Annotated in this window: 21 protein-coding genes; 1 reads left to right on the top strand and 20 read right to left on the bottom strand. The window is 61.6% G+C overall.

Annotated elements, in window-relative coordinates:
* Nucleotides 1-16 precede the first annotated feature (16 nt).
* Nucleotides 17-697: a TetR/AcrR family transcriptional regulator gene (locus ACYVIA_RS10895; RefSeq protein WP_460840675.1), complete on the top strand. Its 681-nt coding sequence runs from the start codon at nt 17-19 to the stop codon at nt 695-697.
* Between the two features lie 359 nt (nt 698-1,056).
* On the opposite strand, the gene ACYVIA_RS10890 is transcribed toward ACYVIA_RS10895, so the two are convergent.
* The 20 genes from ACYVIA_RS10890 to ACYVIA_RS10795 all read right to left on the bottom strand — a co-directional run bounded on the left by ACYVIA_RS10890 (nt 1,057) and on the right by ACYVIA_RS10795 (nt 19,026).
* The gene (locus ACYVIA_RS10890) at nt 1,057-1,506 is read right to left on the bottom strand and encodes a hypothetical protein (RefSeq protein WP_460840673.1); all 450 of its coding nucleotides are present in this window, start codon (nt 1,504-1,506) and stop codon (nt 1,057-1,059) included.
* Nucleotides 1,507-1,590: 84 nt separating this feature from the next.
* Nucleotides 1,591-2,499 carry an MBL fold metallo-hydrolase gene (locus tag ACYVIA_RS10885; protein ID WP_460840672.1) on the bottom strand — a complete coding sequence of 303 codons (909 nt, stop codon included), beginning with the start codon at nt 2,497-2,499 and terminating at the stop codon, nt 1,591-1,593.
* Nucleotides 2,496-2,945, bottom strand: a complete 450-nt coding sequence (locus ACYVIA_RS10880; protein ID WP_460840670.1) for a hypothetical protein — start codon at nt 2,943-2,945, stop codon at nt 2,496-2,498. Before ACYVIA_RS10880 ends, ACYVIA_RS10885 begins: the two co-directional genes overlap by 4 nt.
* A gap of 3 nt (nt 2,946-2,948) precedes the next feature.
* Nucleotides 2,949-3,575, bottom strand: coding sequence for a DsbA family protein (locus tag ACYVIA_RS10875; RefSeq protein WP_460840669.1), 627 nt, complete (start codon nt 3,573-3,575; stop codon nt 2,949-2,951).
* A gap of 170 nt (nt 3,576-3,745) precedes the next feature.
* A complete protein-coding gene (locus tag ACYVIA_RS10870) occupies nt 3,746-3,955 on the bottom strand; it encodes a DUF1289 domain-containing protein (protein ID WP_460840666.1) in 210 nt (69 codons plus the stop codon).
* Complete coding sequence (locus tag ACYVIA_RS10865; protein WP_460840664.1) at nt 3,952-4,380, bottom strand: thioesterase family protein; 429 nt, start codon at nt 4,378-4,380, stop codon at nt 3,952-3,954. Before ACYVIA_RS10865 ends, ACYVIA_RS10870 begins: the two co-directional genes overlap by 4 nt.
* Nucleotides 4,381-4,382: 2 nt before the next feature.
* Nucleotides 4,383-4,931: a DUF1569 domain-containing protein gene (locus ACYVIA_RS10860; protein WP_460840661.1), complete on the bottom strand. Its 549-nt coding sequence runs from the start codon at nt 4,929-4,931 to the stop codon at nt 4,383-4,385.
* Between the two features lie 21 nt (nt 4,932-4,952).
* On the bottom strand, nt 4,953-5,453 hold the full coding sequence (locus tag ACYVIA_RS10855; RefSeq protein ID WP_460840659.1) for a YbaK/EbsC family protein: 501 nt from the start codon (nt 5,451-5,453) through the stop codon (nt 4,953-4,955).
* A gap of 21 nt (nt 5,454-5,474) precedes the next feature.
* Nucleotides 5,475-6,062 (bottom strand): uracil-DNA glycosylase family protein, encoded by a 588-nt coding sequence (locus tag ACYVIA_RS10850; protein WP_460840658.1) that lies wholly within the window; start codon nt 6,060-6,062, stop codon nt 5,475-5,477.
* Between the two features lie 37 nt (nt 6,063-6,099).
* Entirely contained in the window at nt 6,100-7,008 is a 909-nt protein-coding gene (locus ACYVIA_RS10845; protein ID WP_460840656.1) for a hydroxymethylglutaryl-CoA lyase, read from the bottom strand.
* A 1-nt stretch (nt 7,009) separates the two neighbouring features.
* A complete protein-coding gene (locus ACYVIA_RS10840) occupies nt 7,010-7,942 on the bottom strand; it encodes a 2-hydroxyacid dehydrogenase (protein ID WP_460840654.1) in 933 nt (310 codons plus the stop codon).
* A gap of 21 nt (nt 7,943-7,963) precedes the next feature.
* Nucleotides 7,964-9,988 carry an acetyl/propionyl/methylcrotonyl-CoA carboxylase subunit alpha gene (locus ACYVIA_RS10835; RefSeq protein ID WP_460840653.1) on the bottom strand — a complete coding sequence of 675 codons (2,025 nt, stop codon included), beginning with the start codon at nt 9,986-9,988 and terminating at the stop codon, nt 7,964-7,966.
* Nucleotides 9,989-10,124: 136 nt separating this feature from the next.
* Nucleotides 10,125-11,147, bottom strand: a complete 1,023-nt coding sequence (bioB, locus tag ACYVIA_RS10830; protein WP_460840651.1) for a biotin synthase BioB — start codon at nt 11,145-11,147, stop codon at nt 10,125-10,127.
* Nucleotides 11,148-11,184: 37 nt separating this feature from the next.
* Complete coding sequence (gene bioD, locus ACYVIA_RS10825; RefSeq protein WP_460840650.1) at nt 11,185-11,898, bottom strand: dethiobiotin synthase; 714 nt, start codon at nt 11,896-11,898, stop codon at nt 11,185-11,187.
* A 4-nt stretch (nt 11,899-11,902) separates the two neighbouring features.
* Entirely contained in the window at nt 11,903-13,081 is a 1,179-nt protein-coding gene (gene bioF, locus ACYVIA_RS10820) for an 8-amino-7-oxononanoate synthase (RefSeq protein ID WP_460840649.1), read from the bottom strand.
* 2 nt (nt 13,082-13,083) lie between these two features.
* On the bottom strand, nt 13,084-14,424 hold the full coding sequence (bioA, locus tag ACYVIA_RS10815) for an adenosylmethionine--8-amino-7-oxononanoate transaminase (RefSeq protein ID WP_460840647.1): 1,341 nt from the start codon (nt 14,422-14,424) through the stop codon (nt 13,084-13,086).
* Nucleotides 14,421-14,852: an endonuclease domain-containing protein gene (locus ACYVIA_RS10810; RefSeq protein ID WP_460840645.1), complete on the bottom strand. Its 432-nt coding sequence runs from the start codon at nt 14,850-14,852 to the stop codon at nt 14,421-14,423. Before ACYVIA_RS10810 ends, bioA begins: the two co-directional genes overlap by 4 nt.
* Before the next feature lie 56 nt (nt 14,853-14,908).
* On the bottom strand, nt 14,909-15,694 hold the full coding sequence (locus ACYVIA_RS10805; RefSeq protein ID WP_460840643.1) for an enoyl-CoA hydratase/isomerase family protein: 786 nt from the start codon (nt 15,692-15,694) through the stop codon (nt 14,909-14,911).
* A 2-nt stretch (nt 15,695-15,696) separates the two neighbouring features.
* Nucleotides 15,697-17,304, bottom strand: a complete 1,608-nt coding sequence (locus ACYVIA_RS10800) for a carboxyl transferase domain-containing protein (RefSeq protein ID WP_460840642.1) — start codon at nt 17,302-17,304, stop codon at nt 15,697-15,699.
* Between the two features lie 27 nt (nt 17,305-17,331).
* Nucleotides 17,332-19,026 carry an AMP-binding protein gene (locus ACYVIA_RS10795; RefSeq protein ID WP_460841074.1) on the bottom strand — a complete coding sequence of 565 codons (1,695 nt, stop codon included), beginning with the start codon at nt 19,024-19,026 and terminating at the stop codon, nt 17,332-17,334.
* Nucleotide 19,027 lies beyond the last annotated feature (1 nt).

The following is a 19,027-nucleotide window of genomic DNA, read 5'->3' as shown; positions in this document are numbered from 1 at the left end:
AATCACGATTTTTACGATGACTGCGAAGAAAAAGACTGCGGAACGCGCCCCGATTGACTTCCGCCAGGCGCAGGAAGACCTGCGCATCACACTGCGCCAAGGCATGCTCGATGCCGCGACCCGCCTGCTGACGGAAGAAGGTCCGACGGCGCTGACGGTGCGGCGTGTCGCCGATGCGGTGAACTGCTCCACCACGCTGCTGTACTCGTTGTTTGGCGGCAAAGACGGGCTGGCAAACGAGCTGTATCTGGAAGGTTTTGCGCGCCTCAAGCAGGAATTTCTCACGGCCGCCACGCATGTGCCCGAGTCCAAGAGCAATGACGACGGACTCGCAGCGTTGCGGCTCCATGCACGCATCTATCACGACTACGCGCGGCGCAATCCAAGCTACTACATGGTGATGTTTGGCGACGCCATCGCCGGCTTCGTGCCGCCGGTCGAATCGCGCAAGCAGGCGTGGGAATCGCTGGCGGCGCTGATCGACGCCTTCGATGCCTGCATGAAGAACGGCACGCTGCCGCCGTCCAATCCAACCGCCGCTGCGCGCCTGCTGTGGGCGGCGATGCACGGTGCAGTCAGCCTGGAACTCAAAGGCTATTACCTGAAAACCGAACGCGCCGACGAACTGTTCAATGCTGCCGTGGAAGCCATCCTGCAGTCGCTACGCGTGGGTACTACAAACAAAGAAAGCCAATAACCACCATTCACGGGCGAACAACATCAGCTACGAATGCATCACCTTCGGCATCACCGACAAAATTGCCCACCTCGTCCTCAACCGCCCCGCCACGCTGAACACGATGTGGCGAGCGCTCGCGGTCGGTCTGCTCAACGAGGTATTCGAGACGCAGGAGGCAATGGTGGAAGCCGCGATGCAGATGGCGCGCGAAATCGCCGAGAAGCCGCCGGTCGCGATCTGGGTCGCGCGCCGCAGTTCGACGACCTGCGCCGCTGCGTCCGTTCACCGAGGCGAAGTACGAGCTGAAGTAAAACGGACGGCGGCCATACAGACTCTACAGGCAAGTTTGCACCTACTTTCCTGCAGAGGCCGACAACTTACTTCGACTGCTGCAGCTTCGCGAACATATCGTCCAGAAGCTCTTTCGTTACGTCCTGCGGATTCTGGAATCCGTGGAATGCGGAATTATCCCAACGGCCGGTCACGAGAAGATTGCCGGATGGGCCGTCGAAGAGATTAATGGTGAGCGTCTTCAAGTACATGACAACATCCCACCGCCATACATCGGAATAGCCAACGATGACATCCACGTCATTTGACTGGCGTGTACCGGATGGTAGCGATGCTTTCGGCGTAATTCCGTAGGCCATGATCTGTTGCCGCACATGCGCATCCATTTCCGCTGAATTGCCCTCCTGGGGCACGAGTGCAGCAGTGGTGATCTTCTTCTGCGGCGCCAATTGACCGACCGTAACAGTGCGTGACGTTGCGCAGCCGGTCAGGAACACCATGACCGCCACCAGAGCGAGTGCAAACTTCGATTTCATTCTTGTTCTCCCTGTTATTGATGCATCAATCGATTCAACCATCAGATTGCGCCGCCTTAGGTTTCGGGACGCAAGACCACAGCCTCATTCCTTGTTGACGAGCTGTCCGCCCTGCACCTCGGCCGCACCGGCGCGCACCAGTTGCGCCACTGCCCATTGCGCGAGCTCCGGAGCAGGTTTCTGGAGGTAGCGCCGGTTGGACTCATGGAACAGGAACATCCCGGTCAACAGCGTCTCGACCTGCGGCAGCGGAATGCTTTGCTTCTCCAGCAGCAGGAACTTGAGCAGCACCTTGATTGCATTCTGCGCATTGCGCACCGGGTCGGCCATGAAGTAATCGATGCGCGAGTACGCCGTCTCGAGCGCCTTGTCAACTTCCGTAAACGCCGCGCCATGACCCGGTATCACCAGTTTGGCATCGAGTGATTCAATCAGCTCCAGCGTGGCCTTGACCTCGGCAAAGCCGGACTCGCCTTCCAGTTCCGGGAACACGACGCCGAAACCGTTTTCCCACAGCGCGTCGGCCGAAATCAGGATGCGCTCATCCGGACAGAAGAAGACCAGCGAATGCGGGTCGTGGCCGGGCGCCGCCAGCGCCTGCCATGTCATGTCGCCGAGCGTGAAGACATCGCCGGGAGAGATCGTGCCGTCAAAGCCGAAGCGCTCGCACTGCTGGCCGGTGGCCTTGTAGGTCAGCGCATCGACGTCCCATGCCCGCACCTTGTCCGCTTCACTCGCCGGGATCAGCGTGCGGCAGCCGTAGGTGCGTTGCAGCGTCGCGTTGCCGCCGCAGTGGTCGGAATGCAGGTGCGTGTTGAGCAGCGTATCGAGCTTCCTGCCTTGCAGCGCGTGCCCGACCAGCGCCACCGTCTGTGGCGCATGCGTGACGTAGCCGCTGTCGACCAGCGTCGCTTCACTGCTGCCGACGAACAGGATGTTGTTCGATGACAGCCAGCCGCGCTGGAATACGTGCATGGATGCAGGCAGTTTCATTTTTTCATCTGGTACGCCAGGGAGATTTTGGCGAATTCGATCAGCAGCGCTTGCGAGCCGCCGTTGAAGGTCGTGAAGCTGTTCCCGGTACGGACAATGAGCCGCGGCGGAAAGATCGCGCTCAGGTAGGGAATGCCGAGCATCTTCGCACTGCGGATGTCGCGCCATTCGACCTTGCGGTTGTACAACCAGGTTTGCGTGATGCCGTTTTCGTCCACGGTAACCGTCGAACGCAGGAACCAGTAATAGCTGATTGCCAGCATCAGCCCTGCCCCCAACAGTAGCATCTTCACACCGAAGCCGTACTGCAGCAGCGGAAAGCGCAAGGTGATATGGAGTGCGTATGCTGCGAGCACTGCCGTCACCACCGTCGCAAACACTTTGAACAAGGGGCTGTATGCGGGTCCGGTGACGGTCTTCTCGGGCTTGTAGAAATTAAGCTGCATTGTCTATCTGTTACGTTGTATGCCTTGCGGTAGTTCCTGCGCGCTCTTGAACAGCCCGGAGCCAAAGAAAGGATCGCCGCGCAGGTAAGCAAGCAGCATCTCGGTGGAATCCATGCCCCAGAAGCAGCGATTATCCACGACTGCCGTCGGCACACCAAACGCCTTTGCTGCAATTGCATTTTCGCCATTGTCGCGCAGTTGTTGTTTCACCTCGGGCGCCTCCAGCATCGCCGGCGTCACCTGCAATTCCTCCATCAGGTCTTCCCATGCTGTCGTATCGGTCGGCAAATGCCCCTCGCACCAGACAAAGCGGAACAGCCGATGCACGATCGCCTCCGTCGAACCGAGCGCGATGCACAGCCGCAGCAGCGGCAGCGGGTTGAACGGATGGTGCGCGGGCAGCCTGAGCGGAATGTCGTGCTTGTGCGCGAGCCACGCGCAATGCTCGAAGGTCCAGGTGCGCTTCGGCACAATTTCGGCAGGGCCGACGTTGCCCCAGTGCTTGAGCAGGCCGGCAAACAGGACCGGCCGGAAGTTGATGTGCACATCGGCAGGCAGCGTGTGCAGCAGCTCGCTCTGCAGGTAGGAGAAGGGCGAGATGAAATCGAAGTACCAGTCCAGCTTTTTCATAGCGTAGCTCCGTTTGCTCGTTCCTCCCTGAAAGGGGGAGGATGGGGGTGGTGTGGTCGCGCTGCCAAGTGCAATGGTTCAACTGCCTCCTTTCTTGTTCCTACTCCTGAAACGGGGAGGGGCTCTTGCGGTTAATGCTCAACCGGCAACGGCGCGGGCAAAACCGCTTCCTAAAACAACGCGTCCCGCCGCCGTCTGATTTCTAACCACACCTTGCGCTTGTAGCCTTCCGTCGCGGCGCTCCACTGCACGATCTCCTCGATGGTACGTTGGCAGCCTTCGCACAGGCCGCTCTGTGGATCCATCCGGCAGATGCTGATGCAGGGCGACGGCGCATTGCCGGTATCATTGTCCGGATCGAAGTCGATCATCGCGCTCATGCCGCCAGCTTCGCCTTCTTCTCGGCGAGGCGGGCATTGAATTTTTCCGGGATGATGATCATGCGCTCGTGCGTACCCTCGGTGATCTTGTCGATGCCATCCCATGCCTCGACGCGGAACTTCACGCGGCGCCCTTCCACTTCGACCACTTCGCCGCGGATTTGCAAGGTCATGCCGGGCAGCGTTGCCGCCAGGTGCGAGAAGTTAACATGCACGCCGACGCTCTGCTCTTGCGGCCAGTCCACGTAGGGCATGATGCCGTTGGTGCAGGCCAGCTCCATCAGCCCGACCATGTAACCGGTCGCGAGCACGTCCGGCATGTCGAGGCAAAAATGCGTGTCGTGGTAGAGCCGCGGTACGGTCGAGCGCTCGGGAACGACATAGGTCCACTCGTAGGTGATGCCGGGCTTGAAGTCGGGGCTCATTGCTATGCGCTGATTTCGTCGAGATGGTTAAAGAAGTGCATCACATGCGCCATTTCATACTGCTGCTTGCTGAGCGGCCCATAGGCGAAATGCGGCGCGAACTGACCGCCATGGTCGCGGAACGCCTGGAAGGCCTGCTGCAGCCGTACGAGCGCTGTGCCGGCATCCGGCTTTGCTTCCAGTGCCGGCGCGCCATCGATCTGCTCTGCCAGGCCATGTGTCATTTTTCCCTTTGCTGCAAAAACGGAGAAGGCCGTAGCGCCGACGGTGTCCTGGAACAGCTTCGGCTTCGCCGCGGGATAGCCGGACATCGAATATTCGATGCTCTGCGCGCAATGGGTGAAAATCTGGTGCGGATTCCATGTGCCGCTGCTCACAAGCCTGCCTTTGGCGACGGAATCGGCCAGCACATCGATCTTCTGCAACGCCGCGTCGACCGTCAGCGGCACTCCGCCGTTGCCTGCACGTATCCAGAGCAGGCCGGCTGCGGCAGTTGCAGTGGCGAGGCCACCGGCAAGGATCACGTTTCTGCGTTTGGCGGATTGGATCATGCGGATTTTCCTGTGAAGTGTTTATTCGGCACGCAGCGCGACATCGACCACTGGCGCGCCGGTCATCGCCACCAGCTGCTGCGGCGTCAGGTTGAACACCGCATGCGGATGCCCGGCGGCGGCCCACACGCTGTCGAGCTTCATCAGGTCTTCGTCGATCAGCATCACGGTCTTTTCCACATGGCCGACCGGGCAGACGCCGCCGATCGCATAGCCGATCTTCGTCTTGACGAACTTGGCATCGGCGCGGCCGAGCGGGCCGACGAGTGCGGCCACCTTGTGCTCGTCAACGCGGTTGATGCCGCTGGCAACCACCATCACCGCCGCGTCGTCGGATAGCCGGCGGAACACGATGGATTTGGCGATCTCCGCGACGGTGCAGCCGAGCCCGGCGGCGGCTTCGGCCGAGGTCTTGCCGGTCTCCGGCAGCATCACGACAGGCTTGTCGTGGCCGAGGGTGGCGAGCAGGTCGGCGACGCGCCGTGCGCTGCCGGAGAGTTTTTCCTGGGTCTGGTGTTGCATGTTTGCTGTTCTAATTGGATATCAGGTCAATATCGAGACTACGCGGCGGCGCAGTTCCGGCAGCACATCCTGCTCGAACCAGGGATTGGCTTTCCACCAAAACTGGTTGCGCGGGCTCGGATGCGGCAGCGGGAAATACGCCGGCAGGTATTCCTCATAGGCGGCAACGGTGGCAGTCAGCGTCGCCTTGCAATTCTCGCGCAAATAGAATTCCTGCGCATAACGGCCGATCAGCAGCGTAAGCCGTATATCGGGCATTGCCGCCAGCAGCGGCGCATGCCATGCCGGTGCGCATTCGGCACGCGGCCGCAGGTCGCCGCTTTTCCCCTTGCCGGGATAGCAGAAGGCGGTCGGCACGATCGCAATGCGGTTTTCGTCGTAAAACACCTCGCGCGGTATTTCCAGCCAGCTGCGCAAACGGTCGCCGGACGGGTCGTTCCACGGAATGCCGGTGTCATGGACGCGCCGTCCCGGCGCCTGTCCGACGATCAACAGGCGGGCGCCTGGCCCTGCCTGTACCACCGGCCGCGGTCCATGCGGCAGGTGGCTTTCGCACAGGCGGCAGTCCCGTACCTGCTTCAGTAGCGTCGGCAACTTGATCGTAGCCACGCATGCCCCGCTTCATTCACTCAGTTCGCTCAGTTTCTTATCCGGCGCGCTTTGCCGCAATCGCATTACCGGCGCGGCTGACCGCCTTGCGGCCGAGGTGTTGCGAAATGAACTGGCCTGCATCCACCACGGCATCGAGATTGATGCCGGTTTCCACACCAAGCCCGTTCATCATGTACAAGACGTCTTCGGTCGACACATTGCCGGTCGCGTCCTTTGCGTACGGACAGCCACCCAGGCCGGCCACGGAGGAATGGAAAATCGCGATGCCGACTTCCATGCTGGCGTAGATGTTTGCCAGCGCCTGGCCGTAGGTGTCGTGGAAGTGGCCGGATAAACGCTCGATCGGGAACTCCTGCGCCGCGCGCTGCATGACGGCCTGCACCTTCTTCGGTGTGCCGACGCCGATGGTGTCGGCGATGTCGATCTCGTCGCAGCCAAGGCCGCGCATACGCCGCACCACATCGGCCACGCTGTCCAGCGGCACCTCGCCCTGGTAGGGACAGCCGAAAGCGCAGCTGATGCTGCCGCGCAGGCGGATGTTGTGCTGCTTCGCGGCTTGCGCAACATCGCGGAAACGTTCAATCGATTCTGCAATCGAGCAGTTGATGTTCTTTTGCGAAAACGCTTCCGATGCGGCGCCGAAGATGACGACTTCGTCAGCCTTGGCCGCGACCGCCGCCTCGAAGCCCTTCATGTTCGGCGTCAATGCGGAATAGATGACGCCGGGTTTGCGCCGGATCTTTTCCATCACCTCGGTGGAGGTCGCCATCTGCGGCACCCACTTCGGCGACACGAAGGAAGCCGCTTCGATATTGGAAAAGCCGGCATCGGTCAGCCGGTTGACCAGCTCGATCTTCACCTCGGCGGGGATGGTTTCCTTTTCGTTCTGCAGGCCGTCACGCGGGCCGACTTCGACGATTTTGACTTTGTTCGGCAGTGTCATTTCAATATCCTTTCATGCGATCTACGATGCCCGCGACGGGCTCACCGCGCTGCAGCGCGCGTATTTTGGTGGCGATCTGATGCACGCTTTCGTCGAGCAGAGTGAAGGCTGCGACATGGGGCGTGATCGTAATACGCGGCTCCGTCCAAAACGGATGATCCTTCGGTAGCGGCTCGGTCCGGAACACGTCCAGCGTCGCGCCGGCGACATGGCCTTCATCGATCAGCGTCAGCAGGTCTTCCTCGACCAGATGCGCACCGCGCGCGACATTGACGAGATAGGCGCCGGCCCTCAGTTTTTGCAGGTTCGCACGGTTCAGTATGCCGACGGTGGAGGACGTCAACGGCAACATGCATACCAGCACGCGCGTGCTGCGCAGGAAGGCATCCAGCTCGGCATCGCCCGCATAACAGTCCACGCCTGGCACCTCCTTCCTGCTCCGGCTCCACGCACGCAGCGGAAAGTCAAATGGCAGCAACGCCTGCGCAACCTTTGCTCCAAGAACGCCGAGCCCGAGAATGCCGACAGGGAAGTCGCTTTTCTGAAACGGGCGTACGTCCCTGCGCCATTCACCAGCTCGCGCGCGACCATCAAGCTCGTCAAAACGCCGGTAGTAGCGCAGCACCGCATGTGTGACGTACTCGGCCATCTGTACCGCCATGCCCGCATCGTCGAGCCGGATGACGGGCACACCGGCCGGCAACGTATCTTCCATCTGCAGAATCGCATCCACTCCTGCACCCAGGTTGAAGATGCCTTTCAGGTCGGTGCGGCCTTGCAGCATCGCGGCGGGCGGCTTCCAGACCAGCGCATAATCCGCCGGATCGTCGTCACCCTCTTGCCATGCGCGCAAATCGGCTTCCGGCAATGCGGCCGCAAGCGCAGGCAGCCACTTCGCCGGATCGTCGGTTTGCGAATAGAACAGGATGCGCATCCGGCGGCTTTCCAGTACGGCTCAGGCTGCCTTGAACGCCAGCAGCTGCGCGCCTTCGGTTACCTGGTCTCCCACTGCGTACAGCAGGTCTTCCACCGTGCCGTCGGCGGGTGCGGCGATGGTGTGTTCCATCTTCATCGCTTCCATGATCAAGAGCGGCGCGCCCTTCTCGACTGTCTTGCCCTTTTCGACCAAGAGCGCAACGATCTTGCCGGGCATCGGTGCGGTCAGACGGCCACCTTCGGCTTCGGTTTCGCCGGCATGGGCAAGCGGGTCGTTGTAGTTGAGCGCGAAGTGCACGCCGCCGGTAAACACATGGAACATCTCGCCGTCGCGTACCACGGTGCCGCGCACCGCTGCGCCATCGAGCTTGATCACCAGCTGCTGCCCATTGCGCTCCACCAGCGTCATTGCGGCCGATGCGCCGCCCTGCTGCACCGTCCAGCCTTGCTCGCGATAGCCGACCGACACCGGATATGCGCCCGACTCATCGGACAAATCCAGCTGGCGCAACAGCGTGCCGTTCATGCGCCAGCCGCTCGCGCATTTCCACGGATCGGCCCACGGATCGTTGGCGGCAGCACCGGCGTTCTGCTCCGATGTCAGCAGCGAGGCCGCAGCCAGCGACAGCACAGGCAGCGAGACAGCGGGAGCCGGTGGGAACAACGCATCGTGATTACGCTCGATCAGGCCGGTGTCGAGATCGGCGCCGGAGAATGGCTTGCTCTCGACCAGGCGCTTGAGGAAAGCGACGTTGGTCGCCAGGCCGACGATTTGGTATTCGGACAGCGCCTGCGCCATGATGCCCAGCGCTTCTTCACGGTCATTGCCCCAGACGATCAGTTTCGCGATCATCGGGTCGTAGAACGGCGAAATCGCGTCGCCCTGGCGCACGCCGGAATCGATGCGGATCGCGGCCGGCGAGCCGACTGCACCGCTGCCGAGTTCGAATGCCACAGCCGACGGTGTGTGCAGATGGCGCAGCGTGCCGATCGACGGCAGGAAGCCCTTCTCCGGGTTCTCCGCATAGATGCGCGCCTCCAGCGCATGGCCCTTGATCGTCAGTTCGTCCTGCTTCTTCGGCAGCGGCTCGCCGTACGCGACGCGCAATTGCCATTCGACCAGGTCTGTGCCGGTGATCATTTCCGTGACCGGATGCTCCACCTGCAGGCGGGTGTTCATCTCCATGAAGTAGAACGAGCCGTCCTGGTTGGCGATAAATTCCACCGTGCCGGCGCCGACATAGCCGACGGCCTTGGCTGCGGCAACTGCGGCCTCGCCCATCGCGCGACGCCGCTCCTGCGTCATGCCGGGTGCCGGCGCTTCTTCCAGCACCTTCTGGTGGCGGCGCTGTACCGAGCAGTCGCGCTCGAACAGGTACACGCAGTCACCCTTCGTATCGGCGAACACCTGGATCTCGATGTGGCGCGGGCGCGTCAGGTATTTCTCGACCAGCACCTTGTCGTCGCCGAAGCTGTTGATCGCTTCGCGCTTGCAGGAGGCGAGTGCAGCCTTGAAGTCGGCGCTTTTCTCGACGATACGCATACCCTTGCCGCCGCCGCCTGCGCTGGCTTTCAACAGTACCGGGTAACCGATCTTGTCGGCCTGCTCCTGCAGGAAGTCGGGATCTTGCGTGTCACCGTGGTAACCGGGCACCAGCGGCACATTGGCCTTTTCCATCAGTGCCTTGGCTGCGGACTTGGAACCCATTGCGCGGATCGCGGACGCCGGCGGGCCGATGAAGGCAATTCCTGCCTTGGCGCACGCTTCAGCGAAATCCTCGTTCTCCGACAGGAAGCCGTAACCAGGATGGATTGCCTGTGCGCCGGTGGCGAGTGCCACTTCGATGATCTTGTCCGCGCGCAGGTAGCTTTCCTTGGCCGGCGCCGGGCCGATCAGCACGGCTTCATCGCACACGGCGACGTGCTTGGCATTGGCATCGGCTTCCGAGTACACCGCAACGGTCTTGATGCCGAGGCGGTGGGCGGTGGCGGCGACACGGCAGGCGATCTCGCCGCGGTTTGCAATCAGGATCTTGGTAAACACGCTTGCTCCTTCAAGGCCGGTTTCCGGTTCTTTTAAAACCAGTGCCAGCGGTTAAGTATTGTTATAACGCTTGCTTCATCCTTGCTGCTTCTCCTCCCCGGCGTCGCCATGGGAGGAATTTCAGTTTCATGCTTCTTCAGCTGAACTTTGCCTCATGCGTGGTGTGCTTCGCACGCATGCCGAGCTTCTCCAGCAGTGCGCGATCCGCATCCGCATCCGGGTTGCCGGTGGTGAGCAATTTCTCGCCGTAGAAGATCGAGTTCGCGCCGGCCTGGAAGCACAGCGCCTGGATCGCCTCGCCCATTTCGCGACGGCCAGCGGACAGCCGCACGCGCGCCTTCGGCATCGTGATGCGCGCTACCGCGATGGTGCGCACGAATTCCAGCGGGTCGATCGGATCGGTACCATGTAGCGGCGTGCCTTCCACCTGCACGAGGTTGTTGATCGGCACCGATTCCGGATACGGGTCGAGGTTGGCGACCTGCGCCACGAGGCCGGCACGTTGGCGGCGCGATTCGCCCATGCCGACGATGCCGCCGCAGCACACTTTGATGCCGGCGTTGCGCACGCGGTCCAGCGTATTGAGACGATCCTCGTAGTGACGCGTGCTGATGATGTCGTTGTAGAACTCCGGCGCGGTGTCGAGGTTGTGGTTGTAATAGTCGAGGCCGGCAGCCTTCAGGCGCTCGGCTTGGCCGTCTTCCAGCATGCCGAGCGTGACGCAGGCTTCCATCCCGAGTTCCTTCACGCCGCGCACCATCGCCTCGACATGATCCAGGTCACGATCCTTCGGGCCGCGCCATGCGGCACCCATGCAGAAGCGGGTCGCGCCATGTTCCTTGGCCTGCCGTGCGGCGGCCAGCACCGTTTCCAGTTCGAGGATCTTTTGTGCCTGCACGCCGGTGTCGTAGCGCTGCGCTTGCGGGCAGTAACCGCAATCTTCCGGGCAGCCGCCGGTCTTGATCGACATCAGCGTGGCGAGTTCGACTTCCTGCGGGTCGAAATTCTCGCGGTGCACTTGCTGCGCACGGAACAGCAATTCATTGAACGGCAGGTTGAACAGCTCTTCCACCTTCTCAACCGGCCAACGTTGGGCAGCGATCGCGCGCTTTTCTGCGGGGGTGAGAACCTGGTGGAACGTAATCGGTTGCGACGACATGTTGAGGACTTCCTTTACATCAATTAAATCAATACGGTTAGGGGCGCTGCGGGCGCGACGTTGGCCAGCCCGGCAAGCTCGAAAAATCCAGATGGCTGGCGGCAGCCGACGGCAATGGTGCGGGCAGGCGCGGTACGCAGCCCAGCATCGGTGCCAGCAAGCGCTGCGTCAGTGCATCAACATTGGCCATGACGTAATCCATGCCGAGGTCCACCACATTGGCGACCCAGCCGGCCAGTGTCAGGCCGCGTGCAGCAATCGCCTCGGCGGTCAGCAAGGCATGATTGAGGCAGCCGAGCCGCAGACCGACCACAAGGATGACCGGCAGGCCCAGGTCTTTTGCAAGGTCGGCGGTATCGTAACCGGCAGACAACGGCACGCGAAAGCCGCCGACACCCTCGACCACAACGGCATCCGCCGCGGCATACACCTGCGCGTAACAATCAAGAATGCGCGCCGGCTCAATGCTGATGCCTTCATTCGCTGCCGCAATGTGCGGTGCGGTCGGCTCTTCAAACAGGTACGGCGTGGTCAATGCCGTCGGCAGAGACGCGGTAGCAGAAGCCGCGAGGAAGTCGACATCCTCGTTATGCCAGGCTCCGTCACGCAATTCTGCACCGGCGGCAACCGGCTTCATCCCGGCCGCATGCAAGCCCTGCTGCGCCAAGGCGTAGAGCAAGGTGCCGGCAACCAGCGTCTTGCCGATCTCGGTATCGGTCCCGGTCACGAAATAAGCAGGTTTCGTCGTCATGGCATCACCTTTGTTCCAGTGCATTGACCGCCTCGACCAAGCGCGCGACGTCTTGCGTCGTGTGTGCGGCCGACAATGTAATGCGCAAGCGCGCGGTATCGGCCGGCACGGTCGGCGGGCGGATTGCCGGCACCCAGAATCCCTGGTCGTACAAGGCAGCGGCAGCACGCATCGCTTCGTCATTAGGGCCGATGATCACCGGCTGGATGGCTGTCTCCGAAGTGAAGAGCTGCCAGCGCTTTAACCGCAGCGTGTCACGCAACTGCGCAACCAGCCCCTGCAGGTGCGCGCGGCGCGCCGCGCCTTCCTCGCCGTCGATCAGGTCAATACTGGCCAGCAGCGCATGTGCGAGCGCGGGTGCTGCGGCCGTCGTGTAAATGTAAGGCCGCGCACGCTGCACCAGCCATTCGATGACGGTCTCGTGCGCGGCAACGAATGCGCCGCCGACACCCGCAGCCTTGCCGAGCGTGCCCATGTACACGAGGTAGGGTGAGCGCAGGTTGAAATGTTCCAGCGCGCCGCGCCCCTGCTTGCCGAGCACACCGAAGCCGTGCGCATCGTCGACGACCAGCCAGGCGCCGTAGCGTTCGCACAGCGCGAGCAGCGCCGGCAAAGGTGCGAGGTCGCCATCCATGCTGAACACGCTATCCGTCACCACCAGCTTGGTCTTCGCGGTGCTGGCCTGCAGCAGGCGTTCCAGCGCGTCGGTATCGCCATGCGGGTACACCTGCACATTGGCGCGCGACAGCCGCGTGCCGTCGATCAGCGACGCATGGTTGAGCGCTTCCGAGAACACATCTGCATCACGTCCGGCCAGCGTGCTGATGATCGCGAGGTTGGCCATGTAACCGGTGCAGAAGTACAGCGCACGTGCTGATTCCAGCTGCGGCGACATGAATTCCGCGAGCCGTTCCTCCAGCAGCGCATGCGCACGCGAATGGCCGCTGATCAGGTGCGATGCGCCGCTGCCGACGCCATAGCGCGCAGCGCCTTCCAGCAGCGCATCGGCCAGCAGCGGATGCGCCGCGAGGCCAAGGTAATCGTTGCTGCAGAAGGCGAGCATGTCACGTCCGTCCACCGTCACCTGCGGCGCACACGGCGTGTCGGCGATGCGCCGGCGGCGGCGCAGGCTGCGCGCATCCAGCTGTTGCAAATCCCGTTCGAGTGCGGAGAGCAGTTCCATCGTCATGCTCCGATCACGCGTTCGAACACGGCTTGCGTGCGTTTTGCCAGTCCCTCGATTTCCTCGTCGTCGAGGATGTAGGGCGGCATCAGGTACACGGTGTTGCCGATCGGGCGCAGCAGCAATTCCTGTTTCAGCCCTTCGGTAAAGAAGCGGCGCGAGAAGGTCGACGCCTGCGCTGGATCGTCGATCACCGCGTCGAACGCGAAGATCATGCCGCGCTGGCGGAAATGCCGCACGCGCGGGTGGGCAGACAGCGGAGCCAGAGCCTTCGCGATGCGTGCTGAGCGGTCGCGGTTGCGGTTGATCACATCGTCTTCGTCGAAGATCGCCAGCGTGGCCAGCGCCGCACGGCAGGCGAGCGGGTTGCCCGTATAGGAATGCGAGTGCAGGAAACCGCGCCGCACATCGGTATCGTAGAAGGCCTGGTAGATCGCATCGCGCGTCATCACCAGCGACAAGGGCAAATAGCCGCCACTGATGCCTTTCGACAGGCAGACAAAATCCGGCCAGATGTTTGCTTGCTCACAGGCGAAGAAGGTGCCGGTGCGGCCGCAGCCGACTGCTATCTCGTCGGCGATCAGGTGCACGCCGAAGCGGTCGCATAATGCCCGCACTTCTTGCAGGTAAACCGGATCATGCATTGCCATGCCGGTCGCGCATTGCACCAGCGGTTCGACAATGACGGCGGCGATGTGGTCGCCACGTTCGGCCAGCAGCGCTTCCAGTTCCTTCGCGGCACGGCGCGCGACGTCAGCGGCGCTCTCACCTTCGAGCGCATTGCGCGCGTCCGGCGTCGCCACCACATGCGCCCGTTGCAATAAGGGCCCGTAAGCATCGCGGAAAATCTGCACGTCGGTCACCGCAAGCGCGCCGATCGTTTCACCGTGATAGCTGCCCTTCAGGCACACGAACTCGCGCTTGTCACTCTTGCCGGTATTGCGCCAGTAGTGGAAGCTCATCTTCAGCGCAATCTCCACCGCCGATGCACCGTCCGAGGCATAGAAGCAGTGGCCGAGCACATGACCGGTGCGTGCTGCGAGCCGCTCCGACAATTCGATGACCGGCTCGTGCGTGAAACCGGCCAGCATCGCATGTTCCAGCAGGTCGAGCTGGTCCTTCAGTGCGGCATTGATGCGCTGGTTCGCATGGCCGAACAGGTTGACCCACCACGAACTGATCGCATCCATGTAGCGGTTGCCGTCAGCGTCGTACAGCCACGCGCCGCGCCCACGGCTGACCGGCACCAGCGGCACCGTTTCATGGTGCTGCATCTGCGTGCACGGGTGCCAGACGCTTTTCAGGCTTCGGGTGACCCAGTCGGTTCGTAGGTTATTGCTCAACACTGCTCCGAAAAATATTTCATCCGCTGAACGGCTCCTTCCCCCTCGTAGGGGGAAGGTTGGGATAGGGGTGTGAAGGTCAAGGCATCAACTACGCTTGCCAAGACACCTTCGAAATTACCTAAAACGTCGTTGTTCCAGAATCGGAGAACTCGCCAACCTTGGGATTGCAGAAATTCTGTTCTCCGTTCGTCATATTCCTTTTGTTCCTGATGCTGACCACCGTCCAGTTCAATCAGAAGCAGTTTGTCTAAACAAGCGAAATCGGCAATGTAGAGGCCGATCGGATGTTGGCGACGGAAGCGAAAACCTTCGATCTGCTTTCCACGCAATGCCTGCCACAACTTCCGTTCGGCTAGCGTCATATCGCTGCGGAGTGATCTGGCATTGGTCGTTCGCTCCGGCTTTATACGGCGGCTTTCGCTCACGCACTCTACCCCCATCCTAACCTTCCCCCTGCAAGGGGGAAGGGACTTTTCCTCTATCACCCCAACCAGTTCGGCTTGCGCTTCTCCAGGAACGACCGCACTCCTTCTCTGCCTTCTTCCGAACTGCGGATATCCGCGATGCGATCCGCCGTATCGGCAATCAGCGCCTCGGTAACAGGCTTGCCGGCGACATCCTGCACCAGACGCTTGGCTTCCTTCACGGCGTTGGGGCTGTTGCCGGTCAATGCCTTGACGATGTCGGCGACCGCCGCATCGAGCGCCTCGGCGGCCACGACCTGGTGAACAAAGCCGATGCGGTGCGCTTCCTGCGCCGAGAATCGCTCTGCCGTCAGGAAATACCGGCGTGAAGCGTTTTCGCCCATGGCCTTGATCACGTAAGGCGAGATTGTCGCAGGAATCAGGCCGAGCTTGACTTCGCTCAGGCAAAAATTGGTGGACTCAACCGCAACAGCGATATCGCAGGCAGCCACCAGTCCCATGCCGCCCGCATAACAGTCGCCTTGCACTTTTGCCACGACCGGCTTGGGGCAGGCGTAGATCGTGCGCAGCATTTCCGCCAGTTGCGCCGCATCCGCACGGTTTTCATCGTGCGTGTAGCTGGCCATTTTCTTCATCCAGTTCAGGTCTGCACCGGCGCAGAAGGCCGGGCCGTTGGCGGCGAGCACGATGGCGCGGAGGTCCGGGTTGTTGCCGAGTTCACGGAAGACCTGTGTGATTTCGGCAATCGTTGTTTCATTGAAGGCATTGCGCACGTCCGGACGATTGAGCGTCACCGTGGCGACGCGGTTGTCGGTGTGTACTTGCAGTGTCTGGTAGCTCATCGTTACATCCTGAAGACGCCAAACTTCGTTTCCGGGATTTCTGCATTCAGCGATGCCGACAATCCCAGCCCCAGTACCATGCGGGTATCCGCCGGATCGATCACGCCGTCGTCCCACAGGCGCGCGCTCGCGTAGTACGGATGGCCCTGGTGCTCGTACTGTTCGCGGATCGGCTTCTTGAATGCCTCTTCCTCTTCCGCGCTCCAGCTGCCGCCCTTGGCTTCGATGCCGTCGCGCTTGACGGTCGCCAGCACGCTTGCTGCCTGCTCACCGCCCATCACCGAGATGCGCGCATTCGGCCACATCCACAACATGCGCGGCGAAAATCCACGGCCGCACATGCCGTAGTTGCCGGCGCCGAAGCTGCCGCCGATGATCACGGTGAACTTCGGCACCGACGCGGTCGACACCGCCGTCACCATCTTCGCGCCGTTGCGCGCAATGCCTTCGTTCTCGTACTTGCGGCCGACCATGAAGCCGGTGATGTTCTGCAGGAACACCAGCGGGATCTTGCGCTGGCAGCACAGTTCGATGAAGTGCGAACCCTTCAGCGCCGATTCCGAGAACAGGATGCCGTTGTTGGCGATGATGCCGACCGGCATGCCGAAGATGTGCGCAAAACCGCACACCAGCGTCGTGCCGTAGCGCGCCTTGAATTCGTCGAATTCGCTACCGTCGACGATGCGTGCGATCACTTCGCGCACGTCGAAGGGCTTGCGGGTATCGACCGGAATCACGCCGTACAGCTCTTTCGCGTCGTATTTCGGCGCAACCGGTTCGCGCAGCACGAGTTGCTGCGGCTTCTTGCGGTTCAGGTTGGAGACGATGGTGCGCGCCAGCGCCAGTGCATGCATGTCGTTGTGCGCAAGATGGTCGACCACGCCAGACAGCCGCGTATGCACATCGCCGCCGCCGAGGTCTTCCGCGCTCACCACTTCGCCGGTCGCCGCCTTCACCAGTGGCGGGCCGCCGAGGAAAATCGTGCCCTGTTCCTTCACGATGATCGATTCATCGCTCATCGCCGGCACATAGGCGCCGCCGGCGGTGCAGGAGCCCATCACCACCGCGATCTGCGGGATGCCCTTGGCCGACAGGTTGGCCTGGTTGTAGAAGATGCGGCCGAAGTGGTCGCGGTCCGGGAACACGTCGTCCTGATTCGGCAGGTTCGCGCCGCCGGAGTCGACGAGGTAAATGCACGGCAGGTTGTTCTGGTCGGCGATCTCCTGCGCGCGCAGGTGCTTCTTCACCGTCATCGGGTAATAGGTGCCGCCCTTGACCGTCGCGTCATTGCACACGATCACGCATTCCTGCCCCGACACGCGGCCGATGCCGGTGATGATGCCGGCCGACGGCGCGGCATTGTGGTACATGTCATACGCGGCCATTTGCGAGAACTCGAGGAACGGCGTGCCCGGGTCGAGCAGCATCTGTACCCGGTCGCGCGGCAGCAGCTTGCCGCGACCCGTATGCTTCTTGCGCGCGTCCTCGCCGCCGCCCAGCATGATCTTTTCCACTTTTGCCTTCAGGTCATCCACCACGCGTTGCATGGCCTCGACATTGACCTTGAAATCCTCGCTGCGCGGATTCAGCTTGCTTTCGATATGCGGCATGTTTGCTTCCCTTATTTCCTTGTTTGATCAGGCTGTCTTTTCTTCGTCGAGCTTGAGCTCGTCTTTCATTACTTCGCGCATCTTGAACTTCTGCACCTTGCCGGTGATGGTCATCGGGAAGGCATCGACGAAACGGATGTAGCGCGGCACCTTGTAATGCGCGATCTGTCCCTTGCAGAATTCCCGAACGCCTTCCGCATCCAGTTTTTCTCCCGGACGACGGATGATCCATGCGCACAATTCCTCGCCGTACTTCCGGTCCGGCACACCGACCACCTGCACGTCCTGCACGGCGGGATGGCGATACAGGAATTCCTCGATCTCGCGCGGATAAATGTTCTCGCCGCCGCGGATCACCATGTCCTTGATGCGGCCGGAGATGTTCACGTAACCCTCCGCATCCATCACCGCGAGGTCGCCGGTGTGCATCCAGCCGTCCGCATCGATTGCTTCGGCTGTTTTCTGCGGATCTTCCCAGTAGCCGTGCATCACGGAGTAGCCGCGCGTGCACAGTTCGCCGGAGGCGCCGACCGGGACCGTCTCGCCGGTATCGGGATTGACGATCTTCACTTCCAGGTGCGGCTGCGTCTTGCCGACGGTGGACACGCGCTTTTCCAGCGGCGTGTCGGTCGTGCTCTGGCAGCTGACCGGGCTGGTTTCCGTCATGCCGTAGGCAATCGTCACTTCGCTCATGTGCATGTCGGCAACCACCCGCTTCATCACCTCGATCGGGCACGGCGAGCCGGCCATGATGCCGGTACGCAGCGTGGACAAATCGAACTCTTTGAAGCGCGGATGATCGAGTTCCGCGATGAACATCGTCGGCACGCCATGCAGGCCGGTGCAACGCTCCTGCTGGACCGCTTGCAGCACCAGCAGCGGATCGAAAGCATCGTTCGGATAGACGATCGTTGCGCCATGCGTCAGGCAAGCGAGATTGCCGAGCACCATGCCGAAGCAGTGGTACAGCGGCACCGGAATGCACAGCCGGTCCTTGTCGGTCAGGCGCATCGCCTCGCCGATGAAGAAGCCGTTGTTGAGCACATTGCGGTGCGTGAGCGTCGCCCCTTTCGGGAAACCGGTGGTGCCGCTGGTGAACTGGATATTGATCGGATCGGTCGCCTTCAGCGTCGCACCGATTTGCGTGAGGCGCGCATCGTCCGGATTGCCGGTTGCCATCAGGTCGGCAAAGCGCATCATGCCGGGCACGTTGTCGTCGCCGAGCTGGATCACGGTCTTCAGCGCCGGTACACGTTTAGCCTGCAGCTGGCCCGGCGTGCTCGTGGCGATCTCGGGTGCAACGGCACGGATCATGTCCAGGTAGTCGCTGGTCTTGAACGTGGTCATCGAGATCAGCGACTTGCAGCCGACCTTGTTCAGTGCATATTCCAGCTCGGCGATGCGATAGGCCGGGTTGATGTTCACCAGCACGATGCCGGCCTTCGCGGTGGCGATCTGCGTCAGCAACCACTGCGCATTGTTGTGCGACCAGATGCCGACGCGGTCGCCCTTCTGCAGCCCGAGTCCCAGCAGTGCGCTGGCAAGTCGGTTCGACTCTCTCTGTAATTCACGATAGGTATAACGTATCTGCTGATGGCAAGACACCAGCGCTTCGTTATCCGGAAAACGGTTGACCATCGCATCGAAGAAATCGCCGATCGTCTGTTCGATCAACGGCGTTTCGCACGATCCACGGTCGTAGCTTGTAACCAACTGCACCATT

It is taken from the genome of Noviherbaspirillum agri (assembly GCF_054780595.1).
The sequence above is the reverse complement of the archived record's forward strand: the minus strand, read 5'-3'. Positions and strand labels throughout refer to the sequence as shown.